The 17,638-nt window shown below is 39.3% G+C and carries 19 protein-coding genes; 9 read left to right on the top strand and 10 right to left on the bottom strand.

Translation table 11 applies throughout. The annotated features are described in order from the left end of the window. Window positions 1-32 precede the first annotated feature (32 nt). A complete protein-coding gene (locus ACYU0V_RS16305; RefSeq protein WP_000567255.1) occupies window positions 33-518 on the bottom strand; it encodes an RNA pyrophosphohydrolase in 486 nt (161 codons plus the stop codon). Between the two features lie 182 nt (window positions 519-700). Here ACYU0V_RS16305 and ACYU0V_RS16300 point away from each other — a divergent pair, with 182 nt between their 5' ends. The 3 genes from ACYU0V_RS16300 to ACYU0V_RS16290 all read left to right on the top strand — a co-directional run bounded on the left by ACYU0V_RS16300 (window position 701) and on the right by ACYU0V_RS16290 (window position 3,781). Next, complete coding sequence (locus ACYU0V_RS16300; protein WP_033849525.1) at window positions 701-1,351, top strand: HAD family hydrolase; 651 nt, start codon at window positions 701-703, stop codon at window positions 1,349-1,351. 189 nt (window positions 1,352-1,540) lie between these two features. Then, window positions 1,541-2,980, top strand: a complete 1,440-nt coding sequence (locus tag ACYU0V_RS16295; protein WP_461848257.1) for a DUF2252 domain-containing protein — start codon at window positions 1,541-1,543, stop codon at window positions 2,978-2,980. A gap of 54 nt (window positions 2,981-3,034) precedes the next feature. Beyond that, window positions 3,035-3,781: a sporulation protein gene (locus ACYU0V_RS16290; protein ID WP_002115100.1), complete on the top strand. Its 747-nt coding sequence runs from the start codon at window positions 3,035-3,037 to the stop codon at window positions 3,779-3,781. A gap of 34 nt (window positions 3,782-3,815) precedes the next feature. Here the strand turns inward: ACYU0V_RS16290 and ACYU0V_RS16285 are convergent, their stop codons facing one another. Beyond that, complete coding sequence (locus tag ACYU0V_RS16285; RefSeq protein ID WP_005066023.1) at window positions 3,816-4,679, bottom strand: LysR family transcriptional regulator; 864 nt, start codon at window positions 4,677-4,679, stop codon at window positions 3,816-3,818. A gap of 115 nt (window positions 4,680-4,794) precedes the next feature. After that, on the bottom strand, window positions 4,795-5,049 hold the full coding sequence (locus ACYU0V_RS16280; protein ID WP_017482004.1) for a DUF2061 domain-containing protein: 255 nt from the start codon (window positions 5,047-5,049) through the stop codon (window positions 4,795-4,797). Window positions 5,050-5,286: 237 nt separating this feature from the next. On the opposite strand from ACYU0V_RS16280, the gene leuC reads away from it, so the two are divergent. From leuC to leuB, 4 genes are all read left to right on the top strand, one after another. Further along, window positions 5,287-6,705, top strand: coding sequence for a 3-isopropylmalate dehydratase large subunit (leuC, locus tag ACYU0V_RS16275; protein WP_461848254.1), 1,419 nt, complete (start codon window positions 5,287-5,289; stop codon window positions 6,703-6,705). Between the two features lie 18 nt (window positions 6,706-6,723). Continuing rightward, complete coding sequence (gene leuD / locus ACYU0V_RS16270) at window positions 6,724-7,371, top strand: 3-isopropylmalate dehydratase small subunit (protein ID WP_461848253.1); 648 nt, start codon at window positions 6,724-6,726, stop codon at window positions 7,369-7,371. 112 nt (window positions 7,372-7,483) lie between these two features. After that, on the top strand, window positions 7,484-8,068 hold the full coding sequence (locus tag ACYU0V_RS16265) for a hypothetical protein (protein ID WP_069141732.1): 585 nt from the start codon (window positions 7,484-7,486) through the stop codon (window positions 8,066-8,068). A gap of 38 nt (window positions 8,069-8,106) precedes the next feature. Continuing rightward, window positions 8,107-9,186 (top strand): 3-isopropylmalate dehydrogenase, encoded by a 1,080-nt coding sequence (gene leuB / locus ACYU0V_RS16260; protein WP_002114882.1) that lies wholly within the window; start codon window positions 8,107-8,109, stop codon window positions 9,184-9,186. Between the two features lie 53 nt (window positions 9,187-9,239). On the opposite strand, the gene ACYU0V_RS16255 is transcribed toward leuB, so the two are convergent. After that, window positions 9,240-9,647, bottom strand: a complete 408-nt coding sequence (locus tag ACYU0V_RS16255) for a hypothetical protein (RefSeq protein ID WP_461848251.1) — start codon at window positions 9,645-9,647, stop codon at window positions 9,240-9,242. A 175-nt stretch (window positions 9,648-9,822) separates the two neighbouring features. Here ACYU0V_RS16255 and ACYU0V_RS16250 point away from each other — a divergent pair, with 175 nt between their 5' ends. Then, window positions 9,823-10,194, top strand: coding sequence for a lysozyme inhibitor LprI family protein (locus tag ACYU0V_RS16250; protein WP_199977386.1), 372 nt, complete (start codon window positions 9,823-9,825; stop codon window positions 10,192-10,194). 51 nt (window positions 10,195-10,245) lie between these two features. Here ACYU0V_RS16250 and infA read toward each other — a convergent pair whose 3' ends face one another. After that, on the bottom strand, window positions 10,246-10,467 hold the full coding sequence (gene infA, locus ACYU0V_RS16245) for a translation initiation factor IF-1 (RefSeq protein WP_001284370.1): 222 nt from the start codon (window positions 10,465-10,467) through the stop codon (window positions 10,246-10,248). Window positions 10,468-10,730: 263 nt separating this feature from the next. On the opposite strand from infA, the gene ACYU0V_RS16240 reads away from it, so the two are divergent. Continuing rightward, on the top strand, window positions 10,731-11,741 hold the full coding sequence (locus tag ACYU0V_RS16240; RefSeq protein WP_005066032.1) for an AraC family transcriptional regulator: 1,011 nt from the start codon (window positions 10,731-10,733) through the stop codon (window positions 11,739-11,741). 26 nt (window positions 11,742-11,767) lie between these two features. Here ACYU0V_RS16240 and truA read toward each other — a convergent pair whose 3' ends face one another. From truA to asd, 5 genes are all read right to left on the bottom strand, one after another. After that, window positions 11,768-12,565 (bottom strand): tRNA pseudouridine(38-40) synthase TruA, encoded by a 798-nt coding sequence (gene truA / locus ACYU0V_RS16235; RefSeq protein WP_005079200.1) that lies wholly within the window; start codon window positions 12,563-12,565, stop codon window positions 11,768-11,770. A 14-nt stretch (window positions 12,566-12,579) separates the two neighbouring features. After that, window positions 12,580-13,551, bottom strand: a complete 972-nt coding sequence (locus ACYU0V_RS16230; protein WP_068565334.1) for an asparaginase — start codon at window positions 13,549-13,551, stop codon at window positions 12,580-12,582. Between the two features lie 59 nt (window positions 13,552-13,610). Further along, on the bottom strand, window positions 13,611-14,903 hold the full coding sequence (locus tag ACYU0V_RS16225; protein WP_461848246.1) for a hypothetical protein: 1,293 nt from the start codon (window positions 14,901-14,903) through the stop codon (window positions 13,611-13,613). A gap of 59 nt (window positions 14,904-14,962) precedes the next feature. Beyond that, the gene (locus ACYU0V_RS16220; RefSeq protein ID WP_461848244.1) at window positions 14,963-16,324 is read right to left on the bottom strand and encodes a type IV pilus assembly protein FimV; all 1,362 of its coding nucleotides are present in this window, start codon (window positions 16,322-16,324) and stop codon (window positions 14,963-14,965) included. Window positions 16,325-16,472: 148 nt separating this feature from the next. Continuing rightward, window positions 16,473-17,591, bottom strand: a complete 1,119-nt coding sequence (asd, locus tag ACYU0V_RS16215) for an aspartate-semialdehyde dehydrogenase (RefSeq protein ID WP_005066045.1) — start codon at window positions 17,589-17,591, stop codon at window positions 16,473-16,475. Window positions 17,592-17,638 lie beyond the last annotated feature (47 nt).

Genomic DNA, 17,638 nt, shown 5'->3' with positions numbered 1-17,638 from the left:
TTAATAAAAATCATTTGCTAGATAAATGATTTTTAGGGTAATTGTTGCATCGGCAACTGTGTACACAACTCCACCATGGCTTTACGATAAACATCACGCTTGAAGTTCACCACTTGTCCAAGAGGATACCAATAGCTAACCCACTGCCATTCATCGAATTCGGGCGGGTCGGAGAGGTTTAACTGAATATTTTTTGCAGGCGCAGTTAACTTCAGTAAAAACCATTTTTGTTTCTGTCCGATACATACGGGGTCAGAGTCTGACCGAATGTACCGATGTGGCAAACGATAACGCAGCCATCCTTTGGTTTGCGCAATAATCTGGACATGTTCGGGCAATAAGCCGATTTCTTCTCTCAGTTCTCGAAAAAGTGCCTGTTCAGGGGTTTCTCCAAACTGGATGCCTCCTTGTGGAAATTGCCAAGCATTGTGACCAATGCGTTTTGCCCATAAAACCTGTCCATCATCGTTTGCCAAAATGATCCCGACATTCGGTCGGAAACCTTCTGAATCGATCATTTGGCTACCTAAATATTGTCTATATCGTTGACTTTAATCGCGGGGACAAACACTTTTTTATGTCCAGCTCGAAAAGATCAAAGTAAAATGTTTAAATTGCTACGATCTTAACGAATTTCTATCAACTAGCGGAGATAGATTTACATTTTTTTTCTTAAATTTCAGTTTAAACGAGAATTTTCATGAAACTGGCGTTGTTTGATTTAGACCATACCTTGTTAAATACCGATTCAGACCATTCTTGGGGTGAATTTTTAGTCAATGAAGGTTTGGTTGATCCGGTTCATCATCGTCAGATGAATGATAAATTTTATGAAGATTACAAAGCAGGCCAACTTGACCCATATGCTTATAATGAATTTGTTTTTGGATTTTTAACGCAGCATGACAATGACTACTTAACTGAGCTTCACCAATTGTTCATGCAAAAAGTCATTCGTCCGCAAATGCGTCCAAAAGGTTTTGATGCAATCAAAAAACATCAAGATTTAGGCCATACTATTGTCGGTATTACGGCAACAAGTGATTTTATTACTGCACCGATTTTTCGTGAATTTGGGATTACCGAAATTTTAGCAACCAATGCTGAAGTGGCTGACGGAAAATATACGGGTAAAGTTGCTGGTTTAGCGTGTTATCAAAAGGGCAAACTTGCACGTCTAGATGCATGGTTGGAAGGCCGTAACGTGTCTGAGTCTTGGGCGTATTCCGATTCAATTAATGACCGTTTTTTACTTGAATATGCAACGCATGCAATTGCAGTAAACCCCGATGATCGTCTTGAAAAACTGGCTCAAGAACATAAGTGGGATATTCAGGACTGGTCGATTTAAAATTGTGGAGTTGGAAGAACAATTTGAAAAGTTCTGAGGTCTTCCAACTCTTAACTATATTTAAAATCATTTTTTAATATCTCTTATAAATCTTAGCTAAAAACAGATATTGCTATGATTAATAAAATAAATTCTATCTTGGCAAAGATTTCAGAATATAAAAAAATTTAATTTAAAAATGAGGAAATAATGTCAAAAACAGCACAAATTAAATTACCAAAACAACTTTGGAAAGATGAAAGTATTGATTTAACACGTCATAGCTATCAGGGGAAATTACTTAATAAAAGCGAAGGTTTCAAATTAGGTAAGGCTCAACGTAAAAAAGTTCCACGTGAACAGCTATCAAAGCTTTCTGAACGACCAAAAGGTACAACTGCCTTAACGGTCTATGATTGGAGTAACCAAGGACGTTTAGAAAAGCTCAAGCCGATTCGTGCAAAACGGATGAGTGTTTCTCCATTTACATTTTATCGTGGCATGCCTTCTTTGATGCTATTTGACCAAGCGTGGGAGCAGGCAAATTCAGGCTTATTTCAACAGATTTGTGGGGATTGTCATTTAAGTAATTTTGGCGGTTTTGCAAGTCCCGAACGTAACCTGTTATTTGGAATTAATGATTTTGATGAAACTTTAGTTGCCCCATTTGAATGGGATGTAAAGCGCTTAGCAACCAGTTTTGTAATCGCGGCACGTGATATTCATCTTGCAGAGAAAGTCGGGTTAAAAGCAATTAAAATAATGCTGAATAGTTATCGTCAGCACTTATTAGAAATTACAGAACTTTCACCACTCCAAGTTTGGTATGAAAAAGTTGATGCCAGTACATTATTAGAAAATACTGAGTGTCGAAAACTAAGAAAGAAACGCGAGAAGCATCTTGATTCAGCACAGAAAAGAACGGCGTACTCTGTTTTGCCGAAGCTTACGCAGCAAGATCAAGATACAGAATTTCGTCATTTTGTGGATGATGCGCCGTTATTATGGCATCCAAGTGCAAATGAGCCATTTGGTAAAGATGTTGATGTATTCTTTCAACAATACCGTAATTCTTTGAAATATGATCGCCAAGTGCTTTTTGATCGTTATCAACGTACAGATGTAGCTTTGAAAGTGGTGGGTGTCGGAAGTGTTGGTACACGATCCGCGATTGCATTATTTCAGGATGCAGATCGAGAACCGTTAATTTTACAAATGAAAGAAGCGAATCCATCAATTCTCAGCCCGTTATTTGTAGACAAGGTAAATCACGAAGGTGAGCGTGTAGTGCATGGTCAGCAGCTCATGCAAGCTGCAAGTGATATATTTCTTGGGTTCTCTTCAATATCGACTCAACATTTTCATGTACGTCAGTTACGTGATATGAAAATTTCGGTTGATCTTAGTGACATGGATGATGAGTATTTCTATGAGTATGCCGAAAGTTGTGGTTTAGCCTTAGCTCATGCCCACGCTAAATCTGGAAATGCAGATGTACTTATGGGATATCTTGGCGAAGGTAATACGATAGTAGAAGGATTACAAACGTATGCAGAAGAATATGCAGAACGTAATCTAAATGACTATCAGCAATTTATGAATGAAGTTGCAGATGGTAAGATTCAGCTCGCTGGAGATGATGCACTTTAATAATAAGTATGCTGCTACAGATGACATGAAATAATTCGAAAGGTTAGAGAAAAAATGTTTAGTAAAATTATGTCTGGTTTGGGTCTTCAAGGTGTGACGGTAGAAACCGTTTTGCAGAACCCAAGCTTGCAAGCTGGTAGCACATTGCATGGGGAAATTAGCTTTAAAGGTGGATCATCTGATAAAGAGATTAATGGTCTTTATTTGCAATTGGTGACGATGGCAGAAGTTGAATCTGGTGATCATGAGTTTAACCAACCTTTAGTTTTACAAGAGTGGTTAGTGAACTCTCGATTCCTCTTGCCGGCACATCAAGCGCATTCTTTCCCTTTTAGTATTCAACTACCATTTGAGACACCGATTACAGAGGTTGCTTGTCGAAGAAATGGTGCACGTGTTTGGATTCAAACCCATATGGATGTTGATTGGGGATTAGATGCAACTGATCGTGATTATCTAAAAGTTCTGCCAACTCCAGCCATGCAAATGTTTCTACAGGCTATGCAGCGATGTGGCTTTGTTTTATCGACAGTAGATGTAGAAAAAGGGCAGCTTACTGCGCGAAATTTTAGATCAACCATTGGTTGTTACCAAGAGCTTGAATTTGTCTCTTCACATATGTTTAGCGGATTTAATGAAGTTGAGGTATCTTTTGTTGCTGAACCTAATCAAACTCACGTTATGCTTGAAGTAGACCGCCATTTTCGATCAGATCAGCTATTAACGATGACGATTCCACACCATATGCTTGATGAAAATCAAATGGTGCAACAAATTAGAAGCCTCTTAAAGCTTGGATAAATTAAATTCGATTAGATGATTAGATGAGAGTCTTTTATGCATCCTGCATCATTTTAATCAACTCCTGCATGGCTCTAGATTGAGTGCGTGCAGGATGCCAAACCATACCTAATTGACGATTCATCTCAACATTTAAATCAAGCTGCTGCATATCCTGATTCAATAGAGTTTTTGGTAAAACTGACCAACCCAAACCAATCGAGACTAACATGCGAATAGACTCAAGAGGGTTATTGCTCATGGTGATTTTTGGTTTAAGTCCTTGTTTTTCAAACTCAGCTAAAGTGATTTGAGCAGTATAAGTTTGTGCAGCGGGTAATAAGCTTGGATATTCAATTAAATCTTGTAAGGTAAGATTCTTCTTTTGTGCCAGCGGATGAAAAGGGGCAGCAACAAAAACTAAAGGATCATTCCAAATTGTAATGTAGTTAAGACGCTCATCTCCTGAAGGAGGAAGCGTTAAAAATGCTAGTTCTAAATCACCAGCCAATACTTGTTCATGGGCTTGCTCTGAATCAACAAAATGCACATCTAAGGTAACTTGAGGGAATTGCTGAACAAAATGCTTAAGTGGTGCGGGTAAATGGTGCAAACCAATATGGTGACTCGTACCGACTTTCAAGCGGCCTTGTACCTGAGTTTGTTCATGGCTCAGCGTATGGTGAATATCACCCAGCTCATTTAACCAGTTTTTAACTTTAGGAAGTAATGAATGTGCGGCATGAGTTGCCTGAACACCTCGGCCTGCAGATTCAAATAGTTTTACGCCAAAATATTCTTCTAAGCTGTGAATTCGTTTGGTAACAGCAGGTTGAGTAATAAATAACTGATCTGCTGCCACAGAGATAGACCCTGTTTCCATAACTTTTACAAAAGCTTCAAAGGCTGCAAGATTCATAATACAACTCAACTTGGAATAGAAAAATCGAGGGGCTAAAGTTGCCGAGCCAAAATCGTATCATGCTTGCAGCAAAACGAGTGAGAAAGTTGTGAATTACCGCACTAATCTTAGCCTAAGCCGTTGTTTCTTTTTCAGCTAAGGCTGATACGCGGCGATCTTTAGCAGCCCAAACTTTTTCATGGAAGAAAAAAGCAAAAGCTTGTACGGTTGGTTCAAGCATACTTAATGTTAAAGCCATCCAGATATTACCTGTTACAAAGTATGCAACTAGCATTGCGACAGTAATATGCATAATGTAATAGCTTAAGGTTTTCTTTAAGGTACGTTGATTATTTATAACGAATTTTTGGATGTTAGCCATGATCATTCTCTTTAGCCACTTTAGATATTTTTAGTATAGGCATTAGAGTATAAGATTAAAAATTGATTATGCAAATGATAATCATTAGCAAAAACGATTTATTAAATTTGATGTGCCTTGCAGAAATTATAATTTATTCCAAAAAGTTTTCTAATTTATAAAAATGATAAATTAGATTTATGTGAAACTCTGGCTATAATCGAATAAAGATCAGAATTACCCAGTCCAATGGAGCAAGACGACATGGCAGGCAAAACTTTATATGACAAATTGTGGGATGAGCACGTTGTTTCACAGCGTGATGATGGCTCATGTTTACTATACATTGACCGTCATTTATTGCATGAAGTGACTAGTCCACAAGCATTTGAAGGGTTGCAACTTGCGGATCGTCAACCATGGCGTTTAAGTGCAAACGTTGCTACACCGGACCACAATGTTCCAACGTCTAAAAAGGAACGTGACCAAGGCATCGCTGGTATTGAAGATGATACATCTCGTATTCAAGTTCAAACCTTAGATGACAACTGTAAAGCCTTTAATATTGTTGAGTTTAGTATTAATGATATTCGTCAGGGGATTGTGCATGTAGTTGGGCCTGAACAGGGCTTAACTTTACCGGGCATGACGGTCGTATGTGGCGATTCACATACAGCAACTCACGGTGCTTTTGGTTGCTTGGCGCATGGTATTGGGACATCTGAAGTTGAACATGTGTTAGCAACACAATGCTTGATTCAGAAAAAATCTAAAAACATGTTAGTTCGTGTAGATGGCGTATTGGGTAAAGGCGTAACACCAAAAGATGTTGTCTTGGCGATTATCGGTAAAATTGGTACTGCTGGTGGTACAGGCTATGCAATCGAATTCGGCGGCCAAGTTTTCCGTGATATGTCGATTGAAGGGCGTATGACGGTATGTAACATGGCGATTGAAGCAGGTGCTCGTGTCGGTATGGTTGCAGTTGATGACAAAACTATTGAATACGTGAAAGGCCGTAGCTACGCACCAAAAGGCGAGCAATGGGAACAAGCAGTTGCTTACTGGAACACATTGCATTCAGATGAAGATGCTGTGTTTGATGCTGTAGTTGAGTTAAATGGCGCAGAAATTGAACCACAAGTATCTTGGGGAACTTCACCAGAAATGGTTATTCCAGTTACTGAAGCTGTGCCAACTTTAGAACAAGCGAAAGATGACGTTCAACGTAATGATTGGACACGTGCTTATCAATATATGGGTTTAAATGCGGGTCAAGCATTAGCTGATATTCAGCTTGATCGTGTCTTTATTGGTTCTTGTACGAACTCTCGTATTGAAGACATCCGTGCTGCGGCTGAGGTGGTTAAGGGTCGTAAAGTGGCATCTACCATTAAGCAAGCTATGATTGTTCCGGGTTCTGGTTTAGTGAAACAACAAGCTGAAAAAGAAGGCTTAGATAAAATCTTCTTGGAAGCTGGCTTTGAATGGCGTGAGCCGGGTTGTTCAATGTGTTTAGCAATGAATGCAGATAAGTTACAACCAGGTGAACACTGTGCATCAACATCAAACCGTAACTTTGAAGGCCGTCAAGGCAATGGTGGTCGCACTCACTTAGTAAGCCCGGCAATGGCGGCAGCGGCTGCAATCGCAGGTCACTTCGTTGATGTTCGTTCATTTTAATTCGATCTGGAGCAAACCATGAAAGCTTATACAGTTGAACAAGGTGTCGTTGCACCATTAGATCGTGCCAATGTTGATACAGATTTAATTATTCCAAAACAGTTTTTAAAGTCGATTAAACGCACTGGTTTTGGCGATAATTTATTTGATGAACTTCGTTATTTAGATGAAGGTTATCCAGGACAAGACAATTCAGTACGTCCAAAAAATCCGGATTTCGTTTTAAACCAGCCTCGTTATCAAGGAGCAACAGTTTTAATTGCTCGTACTAACTTTGGTTGTGGTTCAAGCCGTGAGCATGCGCCTTGGGCATTAAATGAATATGGATTCCGTACGGTTATTGCACCAAGCTTTGCTGATATTTTCTTTAATAACTGTTTCAAAAATGGCATGTTACCTGTCATTTTGCCAGAAGAAACAGTTGAGCAGTTATTTAAAGAATGTGCCGCTAATGAGGGATATCAATTAACAATTGATTTAGCCGCTCAAGAAGTGCGTACGCCAACAGGTGAAGCGTTTAAATTTGAAGTTGATCCATTTCGTAAGCACTGCTTATTAAATGGATTGGATGATATTGGTTTAACTCTTCAAAATGCGGACGCAATTCGCGCTTATGAAGATAAAACTAAACAAGTTCGTCCTTGGGTATTCCAAGAGTTGAATTAACCTTTCGGTACATTTTAAACATAGCCATGGCGTAGCGTTCAAACTCTTGCTAACATGCTAAAGCATAAAAACACCTTAGAATTATGCACTAGATGAGGATTGGGCTTGAACAATGAAGAGGAACGTTACTCATAGCTTTTTGTTGAGCCTGTGCGCAATAACACTCAGTGCTTGTCAAAGCACTTACAATGTAGTGGATACTGTCCGCATTAAGCAGGCTGAACAAGAAAATTTGGGGCAGAATGCAGCAATATATTGTTCGGGCGCGAAGAGTTGTGAATTTGAACGACTAAATGATATTACTGTAGTGGATGCGCAAACACGAAGAATTAGTAATCAGGCAATTCATCAAGGGATTGTGAGATTACAAGGTTCAGTGCTTAGTCAAACTAACAGCTTATATTTATCTGTGCCTGCTAAACAATATGAAGTGGTGATTCGTTTCTATCCGATCTCTCCAGATCGTGCAGAAACATTTCATGTGATTCACCAGTTTAATGCTAACCATCGCTATACATTTAAAATGTACCGGGACAAATCTAACCGTTCGGGTAGTTTGCTGAATGTTTCTGTACCAGATCCATTATGTGTCGATTTAGAACAAGATGGGCGTGTCATCCGCCGTTTTTGTCGACCATTTGATGTTACAACGGGACTAGGTGAATTCCTTGAGCAGAAAAAACTAACACCGCGGTAGTTGTAGCACTGCTTGTCTTTGGAAAATGGAAAAAGTTCATGTCTAAACAGATTTTAATTTTAGCTGGTGATGGTATTGGTCCTGAAATTGTTGGGGCAGCAGAAAAAGTATTAAATACAGTAAATGAAAAATTTAATTTATCGTTAACTTGGGAACATGGCTTATTAGGCGGCGCGGCAATTGATGCGCATGGTGAACCGTACCCAGCAGTAACAAGTGAACAAGCAAAAAAAGCTGATGCAATTTTATTAGGTGCGGTAGGCGGACCAAAATGGGACACCATTGAGCGTTCTATTCGCCCTGAACGTGGTCTTTTAAAAATTCGTAGTGAACTTAACTTGTTTGCTAACTTGCGCCCAGCGATTTTATATCCGCAATTAGCAGATGCTTCTAGCTTAAAGCCTGAAATTGTTGCTGGCTTAGATATTTTAATTGTTCGTGAATTGACTGGCGGTATCTATTTCGGTCAGCCACGTGGTATCCGTGAACTCGAAAACGGCGAAAAGCAAGGTTATAACACCGATGTTTACTCTGAAAGCGAAATTAAGCGTATTGCAAAAGTAGCTTTTGAACTTGCAGGCTTACGTGGTGGAAAGGTTTGTTCTGTAGATAAAGCTAACGTTTTGGAAGTTACAGAGCTTTGGAAGCAAACAGTCACTGATTTACAGCAAGCAAATTATTCAAATATTCAGCTTTCACATATGTATGTCGATAATGCTGCAATGCAACTTGTACGTGCGCCGAAGCAGTTCGACGTGATCGTAACGGGTAACTTATTTGGCGACATCTTATCTGATGAAGCAGCAATGCTTACAGGTTCAATCGGCATGTTGCCATCAGCATCTTTAGATGAAAATGGCAAAGGTATGTATGAGCCTTGCCATGGTTCTGCACCTGATATTGCGGGTCAAAATGTGGCGAACCCATTAGCAACTATTCTTTCTGTTGCAATGATGCTTCGTTATACATTCCGTGAAGAAGCTGCTGCAAAAGCAATTGAAGATGCAGTAGGTCAAGTGCTTGATCAAGGTTTGCGTACAGCAGATATTATGTCTGAAGGTATGACAAAAGTAGGTACGGCTGAAATGGGTGAGGCTGTTGTAGCTGCTCTTGCTTAAAAGATTATTACAAAAAAACGCAGCGTTGAGCTGCGTTTTTTTGTGCCAATGTTTTAGCAGGCTTTACCCTCATATAAGATTGACTCGGCAATTTCATTTTTAAGCTGAAAAATCACTTTGCAATTGAAATTAATATCATAAGAATTGCCGCTCAGATTTCCTGATTGGACAGGAATAGAACTTCCTCTCATATCAACATTACTCACCATCGGAATTGGAATGCTTAAAGGGCGCAATATTGTATAGATGAGCTGATTGGATGTTTTTTGCGGTGTATTGGCGACTTGAAAACCAAGACTACGTAGGTTGATATCTTGTTGAATGGTCGCCGAGGATTTACCTAAAAAGCCTTTTAAATATTCCTGTAAATCTACGGATTGACGTGGGTGGCTAGCACAACCGTTAAGAAAAATAATGATGAAAGATAATAAGCCAATTTGGCAGCGGGTATATATGTTCATTTTTCTCACTATATAAAATTATATTTATTATTAAAGAACAATAAGTTGTATTTACAAGCTTGTAAAGTAAAAAAGGAGGATTATGATAAATGGAAGGTAAATTTGTCTTTCGATTTATCAATTACATCCGAATCACTTTAATAATAATTTCATAGAAAACTTAAGGAAGAAAAGCATGAGAAAAATAGTTTTTGCTTTTTTATGCGGCTTTGGCATGACGGTGGTGTATGCAGATAACTGTGATAGTGCCCGTAATACTTACGATGATATTTACTGTACAAATAAAATTTATGCGAGTGCTGATGCTGATCTGAATAAGAATTATCAAGCACTGCGAGTAAAGTTAAACACCGCGCAGAAAAATATTCTTAAGAAGTCTCAGCTTGCATGGATACGTCAACGTGACGCAGAGTGTACAGATTCAAATAGAAATAGTGTAGACGTGCAATGTCGTTTACAGACAACGCAAGAAAGAAACCATTGGCTGCAAGAAAGATTGCGTGAATGCCAAACGGTAGGATGTAAAACCAGTCGCTTAAATGAATAAAGGACGCAATAAAAAAGCCACATCATGAAGTGGCTTTTTTGCATTCACTAATTAGCGAGCACGGTACGTAATACGACCTTTAGTTAAGTCGTATGGAGTCATTTCGACTTTTACACTGTCACCAGTAAGAATACGAATATAGTGTTTACGCATTTTACCAGAAATGTGTGCAATAACTTCGTGACCGTTTTCAAGACGTACACGGAACATCGTATTAGGAAGCGTTTCGGTGACAACGCCTTCGAACTCAATGAGTTCCTCTTTATTGGCCATAGCCTACCTGATGATCAAATTGGAAAGGCGCAAATTATAGTCAATTTTTTTAAAAAAAACAAGATAGACACACTTCTGCTAAAGCATCTGGTTAAAGTATGACTAATAAAAAAAGATGTAATTTTTTTCACAAAAGAAGTGTAATTCTGTTGTCAGTTTGGTCAATCAACGCTAATCTAAAATCATAGTTATTAGGGACTGTTAATTGCATAAAGGTCAACAGCCCTAAATATCAATGAAGTATCTACATGGAAGGGCACTGCGTGGGTCAGCTAACAGATGCATCAGTTGTATTACGCTTTGGCTACCAAGCGATTCGTCGTGCGGGTTTGCCAACAGAAGAAATATTAACCAAAGCGGGAGTTGCTTTAAATCAGGTCGATACCAATGCACGTACACCGTTAAGTGCACAGTACGCCTTTTGGACTGCCGCTCAGGAAGTCAGTAAAGATCCAGATATCGGTCTGCATTTAGGTGAACATTTGCCTTTGTATCGAGGGCAGGTGATTGAACATCTATTTATTAGTAGTGAAACTTTTGGTGAAGGTCTAAAACGGGCTTTAGCTTATCAGCGACTCATTAGTGATGCTTTTGATGCAAAACTAGTCGTTGAGGAAGGGCGTTGTTATTTAACCAATGGTGAACAAATTGGTGCTGACAATCTCGTTAATCGCCATTTCTCTGAATGTGCAATTTCGGGCGTGCTTAGATTTTTTAAGTTCATTACTGAAGGGCAATTTCATCCTATCTTCATCGATTTTAATTTTAGCGAAGGAGCTTCTGAGGATGAATATTTCCGTGTATTTGGCTGCCCGGTTAGCTTAGGTCAGAAAGAGACACGTTTATATTTTGACCCAGCTATTTTGGATTTCCAGCTTTGGCAAGCAGAGCCTGAGTTATTACAATTGCATGAGCAGCTCGCAATTGAGAAATTGCAGGAATTGGCCCGCTATGATTTGGTGGGGGAAGTTCGCCGTGCGATTGGTTCAACGCTTGAAAGTGGAGAAACGACGCTAGAAACGGTAGCGGCACAATTAAATATTACACCGCGTCGTTTACGGACGCAGTTAAGTGAAGCAAATACCAGCTTCCAGCAAATACTTTCTGACTATCGTTGTCGTTTAGCTAAAAAGCTTTTGGCAAATACCAATGAGAGTGTTGAACGTATTGTGTATTTAACAGGTTTCTCTGAACCAAGTACGTTCTATCGTGCATTTAAGCGTTGGACGAATGAAACACCTGTGGAATACCGCAAGCGTAAACAGCATCGCTAGATAAGTATATGTAAAGTTGGCTAAGCTTACTCAGGTAAGTTTAGCCAATGTGGCCCAAGTGGTGGCTGCGGCAAATCAAACTGCTCAGGATAGTTACACTGAATAAAATAAAGGCCATCGGGTGGAGCAGTTACCCCAGCTGCCTTACGATCCTGCGCTGCAAACATTGCATCGATATGATCAATCTCATACATACCTTGACCAATTTCGAGTAAGCAACCGACAATATTACGCACCATGTGGTGTAAAAAACCATCTGCTTGAATATCTAAAACTAAATAGCGTCCGTGTTCAAATAATCGGCAATGTTTTACATGACGAACAGGCTGGTTTGACTGGCATGCTGCTGCGCGGAAAGTTTCAAAGTTATGCGTTCCTTCGAACTTACTGGCAGCTTTAATCATCTTTTGCACGTCTAGCTTTTGATAAATGTGCGTAACTTGCTTATGTAATAGTGCTGGGCGATGGGGGGCGTTATAGATGATATAGCGGTAACGTCGAGCAGTCGCTTTAAAACGGGCATGAAAATTTTCATCCATCAGTTTAATCCACTGAATGGAAATATCTTTAGGTAGTTGGCTATTTGCCCCTCTTAACCACCCCGTTTCTGGACGAATAGCGTTTGTGTCGAAGTGCGCCACCATATTTGTTGCATGTACTCCCGCATCAGTACGCCCCGCACCGTGAAGTGCAATGGGTTCATCTGCAATTTTACTCAGTACACGCTCGATCGTTTCCTGAACGCTGGCAACGCCTGGCTGTTGTGTTTGCCAACCTCGGTATTGAACTCCGCTAAATTCAATACCGACTGCATAACGTTGCATAGCTTTACCTCTATTTAATGCAAATTTTCATTCCAATGGCTTAGCCATTGTTCTGGGGTTGGGTATTTTAAATAGATTTGAAGTGCTTTTGCATAGAGATCTGCATGACTATGTGCATCACTAATGACAATTTTTGCAGTTTTAGCCCAGGCACTAATCGCATAACGTTGATCAATACCACCGAATGTCACCTGAGTCGTAAGAATCGGAACGCAGCCACGTGCGTAAAGCTCATCTAATGTTGCGAGTAATTCTTGGTTTACTGCAATATTGCCAGTACCAAAACCTTGTAACACTAAAAAGTGTGGTGGGGCAGGAAGTAAGTGACGTAATTGCTGTATTAAGTGCTGTGTTGCAATCGGTTGCATCATCCAGTTTAAAATCTGGAAGGAAGCAGCTCGTTCAATTTGAGCATCTTGTACGATCAATTCATTTTGCTGAGGTGTAAACTCAGTTTCACTACTTAACCCTGAGAACGCATCGAGTTCGGTCGTATGCGTTTTTAATGCAGTTTGCGCATGGAATACTTGATGGTGGAATGCGAGATAAGCACCTACAGGTAGAGCAATCACTTGTTCTAATGCAAGATATAAGTTTTCAATTGCATCCGTAAATTCACGGGTATTATCACCTTGAATATTAAGTAACGGATATTGGCTACCGGTAATCACAATATGACAGCTTTGGCCTAAAAAGCGAGCTAAGGTTGCAGCCGCATAACTGAGCGTGTCTGTACCATGAATAACAACGAAATGCTGGTAACCTTCAAGTTGTAGTTGTTGTATGCGTTGAATCAGGCGTAACCAGTCAGGTGCCGTACATGCACTGCTATCAACAATATTAGGTGCGGCAAAGCAGTCAACTGTTAAGTGTGGGGGAATCACTTTTTCAAGTTGAGGCAAGAATTGTTCATAAGGCATAGGAGCTAGAGGTTCACCAATGCAACCAAAAGTACCACCCATATAAAATAAGGCTATTTTTTTCATATTTTTTGCAGGCATAAAAAAGCAGTCATTTCTGACTGCTTATGGTAAATCGAACAGTTCTAAGAAGCTATGAGATTAAGTAAGTTTTTCGCGCGTTGTTGTTGTTCTGTGTTGAATTTTTGCTCATTGCTTGCTAATAAGGCTTGGGCTGCTGGGTAAGCGCCTAACTTGATATATTGCTCAGCCAGTTTTAAATCGAGTTCATTTTCATCTAACTGTTTTAACTCTGGAAAGGCTTCAAGAAGTGGATCTTTTATCTGATCTTGAACAGACTCTTTGCTTACTAAATCTATATGATTTTGAGTTTCAATCTCTGGTGCTATAACTAACGCAGACTCATCTAATGAGAACTCTAGAGGTGCGATTGGTGTCGTTTCTAATGGAGTTTGTTCTACTAATTTAAGCCCATCTAATGGTGGAACTTGTTCATTAGATTTCGACTCTGTATTTGGCGGATTTAATTCAAGATTAAAATCTAATGCATTGGCGTTATTCTCTTGATTTGCTGGTACTTCTACTACTTGAGTTCTTTCCTTAGTTTCATGTAAAGGTGCCAAGTCAAAAGAAAACTCTAAATCAGCGAGATCGTTTTTTTCTTGAGATGACGATAAATCTAGTACTTCTTGCGATGTTGATAGTTCTGGTTCGTGTACAGGTTGGCTAGTATTTTCTGTAACTACAGTTTGTTCAAATGAAAAGTTAAATTCTAAAGGTTCAACTTCAACAGTAGGTTCTTGTTTTACAGGTGTATAGTCCTTCTGCAAGTCATCAAAAGAAGTTTCAGAAGAGCTTGCTGTTAACTGATCAAACTGAGCAGTTGTGTCTGGAGTATCTTTGGGTTCTTCATATGTTTTAGCTTGAGGAAAATCAATAGCATCGGGTTGTCTTGATGACTCATATTCTTTTTTTCTAGCTTCTGCTTGAGTAGCTATTTCATTTAATGCCAAGCTGCGAATATGACTAACAAGTTGCTGAATCGCAAATTCATCTTTTTGAGCAATATGAATCTCAAGAAGTAATAAATACAGTTCATGTTGGGTATTATCTTTTTTCAGCGCCTGATTGACTTGAGCTTCAGCGGTTGAGAATTGTCTTTCTTGGATAAGTAGCTGAATCTTCTGACGAACAGCATCTGGAACAGGACTGCTTTGTGGAGTAGAGGGAATAGATTCTTCAACTACATTTACTTTAGTTTTTTCACGCGAGTTTTTAGTTGATTTAGAGTTCGCTTTTTTATTGGTTTTTCTATTTACCGTCTTCGGGGAAGTGGCCTCTTGTTTTTGATTATTCTCGCGCTTTTTTAAAACAACAGCGACCACGAGCAATATGATAAACGGAATCACATATAACATTACTTTCCCCTTAAAAAATAAATATTTGCAATATAAAGTCAGCTAACTCTGGTTTTAACTTAATGTTTTTGCTTATGAGCCTGTTGCTGTGCTTGTAACTGCTGTTGTAACTCTGCTAAACGCGCATTCAAAAGTTGAATACGTTGGTCTTTTAAACGTAAAGTTTGATTTAGTTTGGTTACATTCCGTTGTAATGTAACGGTTTTTTCTCTTGTTGTCATAACTTTTACTGCTAACTCAGTATTGTTTTGACTTTGTTGTGTGCTCTTTTTAGCACTCCCATGGCTAGAATTTTGGCTGTTTTCAGCTACGATACTCATTTCCGCTTGTTGTAAACGGTATTTAGCTTTGCCAGAAGTTGATTTTGCAGTATGTGTTATGTCTGTTTTTGACTTGTTTTGCTGAGGTTTGGCAGTAGGAGTGTGAGCTAGGTTAAGGGCGATTCCCTGACGTAAACGATTTACATCACCTTGAATAAAAGCATGTCGGTTTTGTGTTTGAATATCATGCATGACTTTCGCAACAGGTTGTTTGGTCTGTGCTGCAATACGATTAGCAATGCTCCATAAAGACTCATTTCGCTGTACCACATACTTACCTGATGTTGCTGGCCCTTTGTAGGAACTTAGAGATTGTTTCTTCGCAGGATTTTGGTTGAGAGGCTTTTTAGATGGTGATTTCTTTTGCGATATTAGATTCTTGATAGAAGTTTTGGGTGAATCATTTGTATCTGTCTTAGGGGGAGTCGGTTTAATTTGATTTTCTATTACTGTCTGATTAGGAGCAGTAGCTGTTGTAACTTGTTGAGCAACCTGATTAGAAGAATTTGCACTAAGTGTATTGGATGAGTTTGTATTTACAGCTGGAGCAGTTCCAGAGTTAATATTAAGACTGTGTTCACCATTCGAATTATTTGTAGTTGAGGCCGAAGTTGGTGATGCATATCGAGTACTTTCTGGCAGATTTAGAGCAATGTCTTTTTCATTGACAATAAACTGAGGTGATAAAGTACTTTCGTTATTTTCAGTCTTTTTTATAGAAGAAGGCTTAATTAAAGTTTTAATATGCTGCAAACGTGTGGCAGAACCTTCACTAATTTTCACCACAATATTGAGTTCAGGATCAAGAATAGGGCGAGATGAGGTAATCACAATAACCCCTGAACCTTGACCATTTTGGCGTGTATAAAAATTAAGATTTCCTGGAGGCTGATGAGACACACCTAGAGTACTTAAATCTTCAGAAGTTGCTAAACTGACTTGTAAAGTTGCGTTAGGGTCAGCTTGTTGGAAATTCATTTCTGCATATAACAAATCGCCGGGTGCGGACTGAATTTGTATAGGGTCTAATGTAATCGCATAAAGAGAAGGCGAAGACATAATGGTGAAAATGGCAATTTTTAATTTGTTATAAACAGTCATCTCAATCCATGACCTAATAAGTCGTAAAGTCGTTCAAAATTATACAATAATGAAATGTAAATAAATTGTAAAATTTTCACAAACCAGTTACGAAAAAGCCGATCTAATGTGATCGGCTTTTTATTTTGACTGAATAATTCAAATCAAATTATGAGCTTTTGTATTCAACTAAAATACGTAACATGCGACGTAAAGGCTCAGCAGCACCCCAAAGTAACTGGTCACCCACTGTAAATGCACCTAGATATTCTTTACCCATGTTGAGTTTACGTAGACGACCTACAGGCACAGTTAAAGTACCAGTTACAGCAACAGGTGTAAGGTCAGTCATAGACGCTTCACGAGTGTTTGGTACAACTTTCGCCCATTGGCTTGAAGTACGAATCATATCTTCGATTTCATCAAGTGGTACATCTTTTTTCAACTTGATTGTCAGCGCTTGAGAGTGGCAACGCATCGCACCAATACGGACACAGTGGCCGTCGATAGGAACAATTTGTGAGTTACCCAAGATCTTGTTGGTTTCAACTTGACCTTTCCACTCTTCTTTTGACTGGCCGCTTTCAAGTTGCTTATCAATATAAGGAATCAATGAACCAGCTAATGGCACACCAAAGTTTGCAGATGGGAAACCTTCACCACGTTGTAACTCGGCAACTTGACGATCAATATCCAAAATTGCAGATTTAGGATCATCTAACAATGTTTTAGTATTGTTGTATAAGTAGCCCATGCCAGTAAGTAGCTCACGCATGTTTTGTGCGCCAGCGCCTGATGCTGCTTGATAAGTCATAGCAGTCATCCACTCCACCAAATTGTTTTGGAAAAGTGAACCTACACCCATCAACATAAGCGATACTGTACAGTTACCGCCCACAAAAGTTTTGGTGCCGTTAACCAAGCCGTCTTTAATAACGTTAAGGTTTACAGGGTCAAGAACGATGATTGCATCATCTGACATACGTAAAGTTGAAGCTGCGTCAATCCAGTAACCATCCCAACCAGTCGCTTTTAACTGTGGGAAAACTTCAGACGTATAGTCACCACCTTGACAGGTAATAATGACATCCATTTGCTTCAGACTATTAATGTCTGTAGCTTCCATAAGTGCTGGGGCAGTCTTACCACCAAATGAAGGAGCTTCACCACCTGCATTACTGGTAGAGAAATAAAATGGCTCAATATGAGCAAAATCATTCTCTTCAACCATACGTTGCATAAGGACGGAACCGACCATCCCGCGCCAACCGACCAGACCTACTTTCATGTCATTTTGCCTCGGTGCGTTAAAATTGTTAGGGGGAGTTGAGTGTA

The sequence above is a fragment of the Acinetobacter sp. X9 genome (assembly GCF_054889255.1).
The sequence above is the reverse complement of the archived record's forward strand: the minus strand, read 5'-3'. Positions and strand labels throughout refer to the sequence as shown.

What these genes read in the sequence shown, in the direction of transcription:
- ACYU0V_RS16305 (WP_000567255.1), bottom strand. Translation starts at nt 518, where the DNA reads ATGATCGATTCAGAAGGTTTCCGACCGAATGTCGGGATCATTTTGGCA.
- ACYU0V_RS16300 (WP_033849525.1), top strand. Translation starts at nt 701, where the DNA reads ATGAAACTGGCGTTGTTTGATTTAGACCATACCTTGTTAAATACCGAT.
- ACYU0V_RS16295 (WP_461848257.1), top strand. Translation starts at nt 1,541, where the DNA reads ATGTCAAAAACAGCACAAATTAAATTACCAAAACAACTTTGGAAAGAT.
- ACYU0V_RS16290 (WP_002115100.1), top strand. Translation starts at nt 3,035, where the DNA reads ATGTTTAGTAAAATTATGTCTGGTTTGGGTCTTCAAGGTGTGACGGTA.
- ACYU0V_RS16285 (WP_005066023.1), bottom strand. Translation starts at nt 4,679, where the DNA reads ATGAATCTTGCAGCCTTTGAAGCTTTTGTAAAAGTTATGGAAACAGGG.
- ACYU0V_RS16280 (WP_017482004.1), bottom strand. Translation starts at nt 5,049, where the DNA reads ATGATCATGGCTAACATCCAAAAATTCGTTATAAATAATCAACGTACC.
- leuC (WP_461848254.1), top strand. Translation starts at nt 5,287, where the DNA reads ATGGCAGGCAAAACTTTATATGACAAATTGTGGGATGAGCACGTTGTT.
- leuD (WP_461848253.1), top strand. Translation starts at nt 6,724, where the DNA reads ATGAAAGCTTATACAGTTGAACAAGGTGTCGTTGCACCATTAGATCGT.
- ACYU0V_RS16265 (WP_069141732.1), top strand. Translation starts at nt 7,484, where the DNA reads ATGAAGAGGAACGTTACTCATAGCTTTTTGTTGAGCCTGTGCGCAATA.
- leuB (WP_002114882.1), top strand. Translation starts at nt 8,107, where the DNA reads ATGTCTAAACAGATTTTAATTTTAGCTGGTGATGGTATTGGTCCTGAA.
- ACYU0V_RS16255 (WP_461848251.1), bottom strand. Translation starts at nt 9,647, where the DNA reads ATGAACATATATACCCGCTGCCAAATTGGCTTATTATCTTTCATCATT.
- ACYU0V_RS16250 (WP_199977386.1), top strand. Translation starts at nt 9,823, where the DNA reads ATGAGAAAAATAGTTTTTGCTTTTTTATGCGGCTTTGGCATGACGGTG.
- infA (WP_001284370.1), bottom strand. Translation starts at nt 10,467, where the DNA reads ATGGCCAATAAAGAGGAACTCATTGAGTTCGAAGGCGTTGTCACCGAA.
- truA (WP_005079200.1), bottom strand. Translation starts at nt 12,565, where the DNA reads ATGCAACGTTATGCAGTCGGTATTGAATTTAGCGGAGTTCAATACCGA.
- ACYU0V_RS16230 (WP_068565334.1), bottom strand. Translation starts at nt 13,551, where the DNA reads ATGAAAAAAATAGCCTTATTTTATATGGGTGGTACTTTTGGTTGCATT.
- ACYU0V_RS16225 (WP_461848246.1), bottom strand. Translation starts at nt 14,903, where the DNA reads ATGTTATATGTGATTCCGTTTATCATATTGCTCGTGGTCGCTGTTGTT.
- ACYU0V_RS16220 (WP_461848244.1), bottom strand. Translation starts at nt 16,324, where the DNA reads ATGACTGTTTATAACAAATTAAAAATTGCCATTTTCACCATTATGTCT.
- asd (WP_005066045.1), bottom strand. Translation starts at nt 17,591, where the DNA reads ATGAAAGTAGGTCTGGTCGGTTGGCGCGGGATGGTCGGTTCCGTCCTT.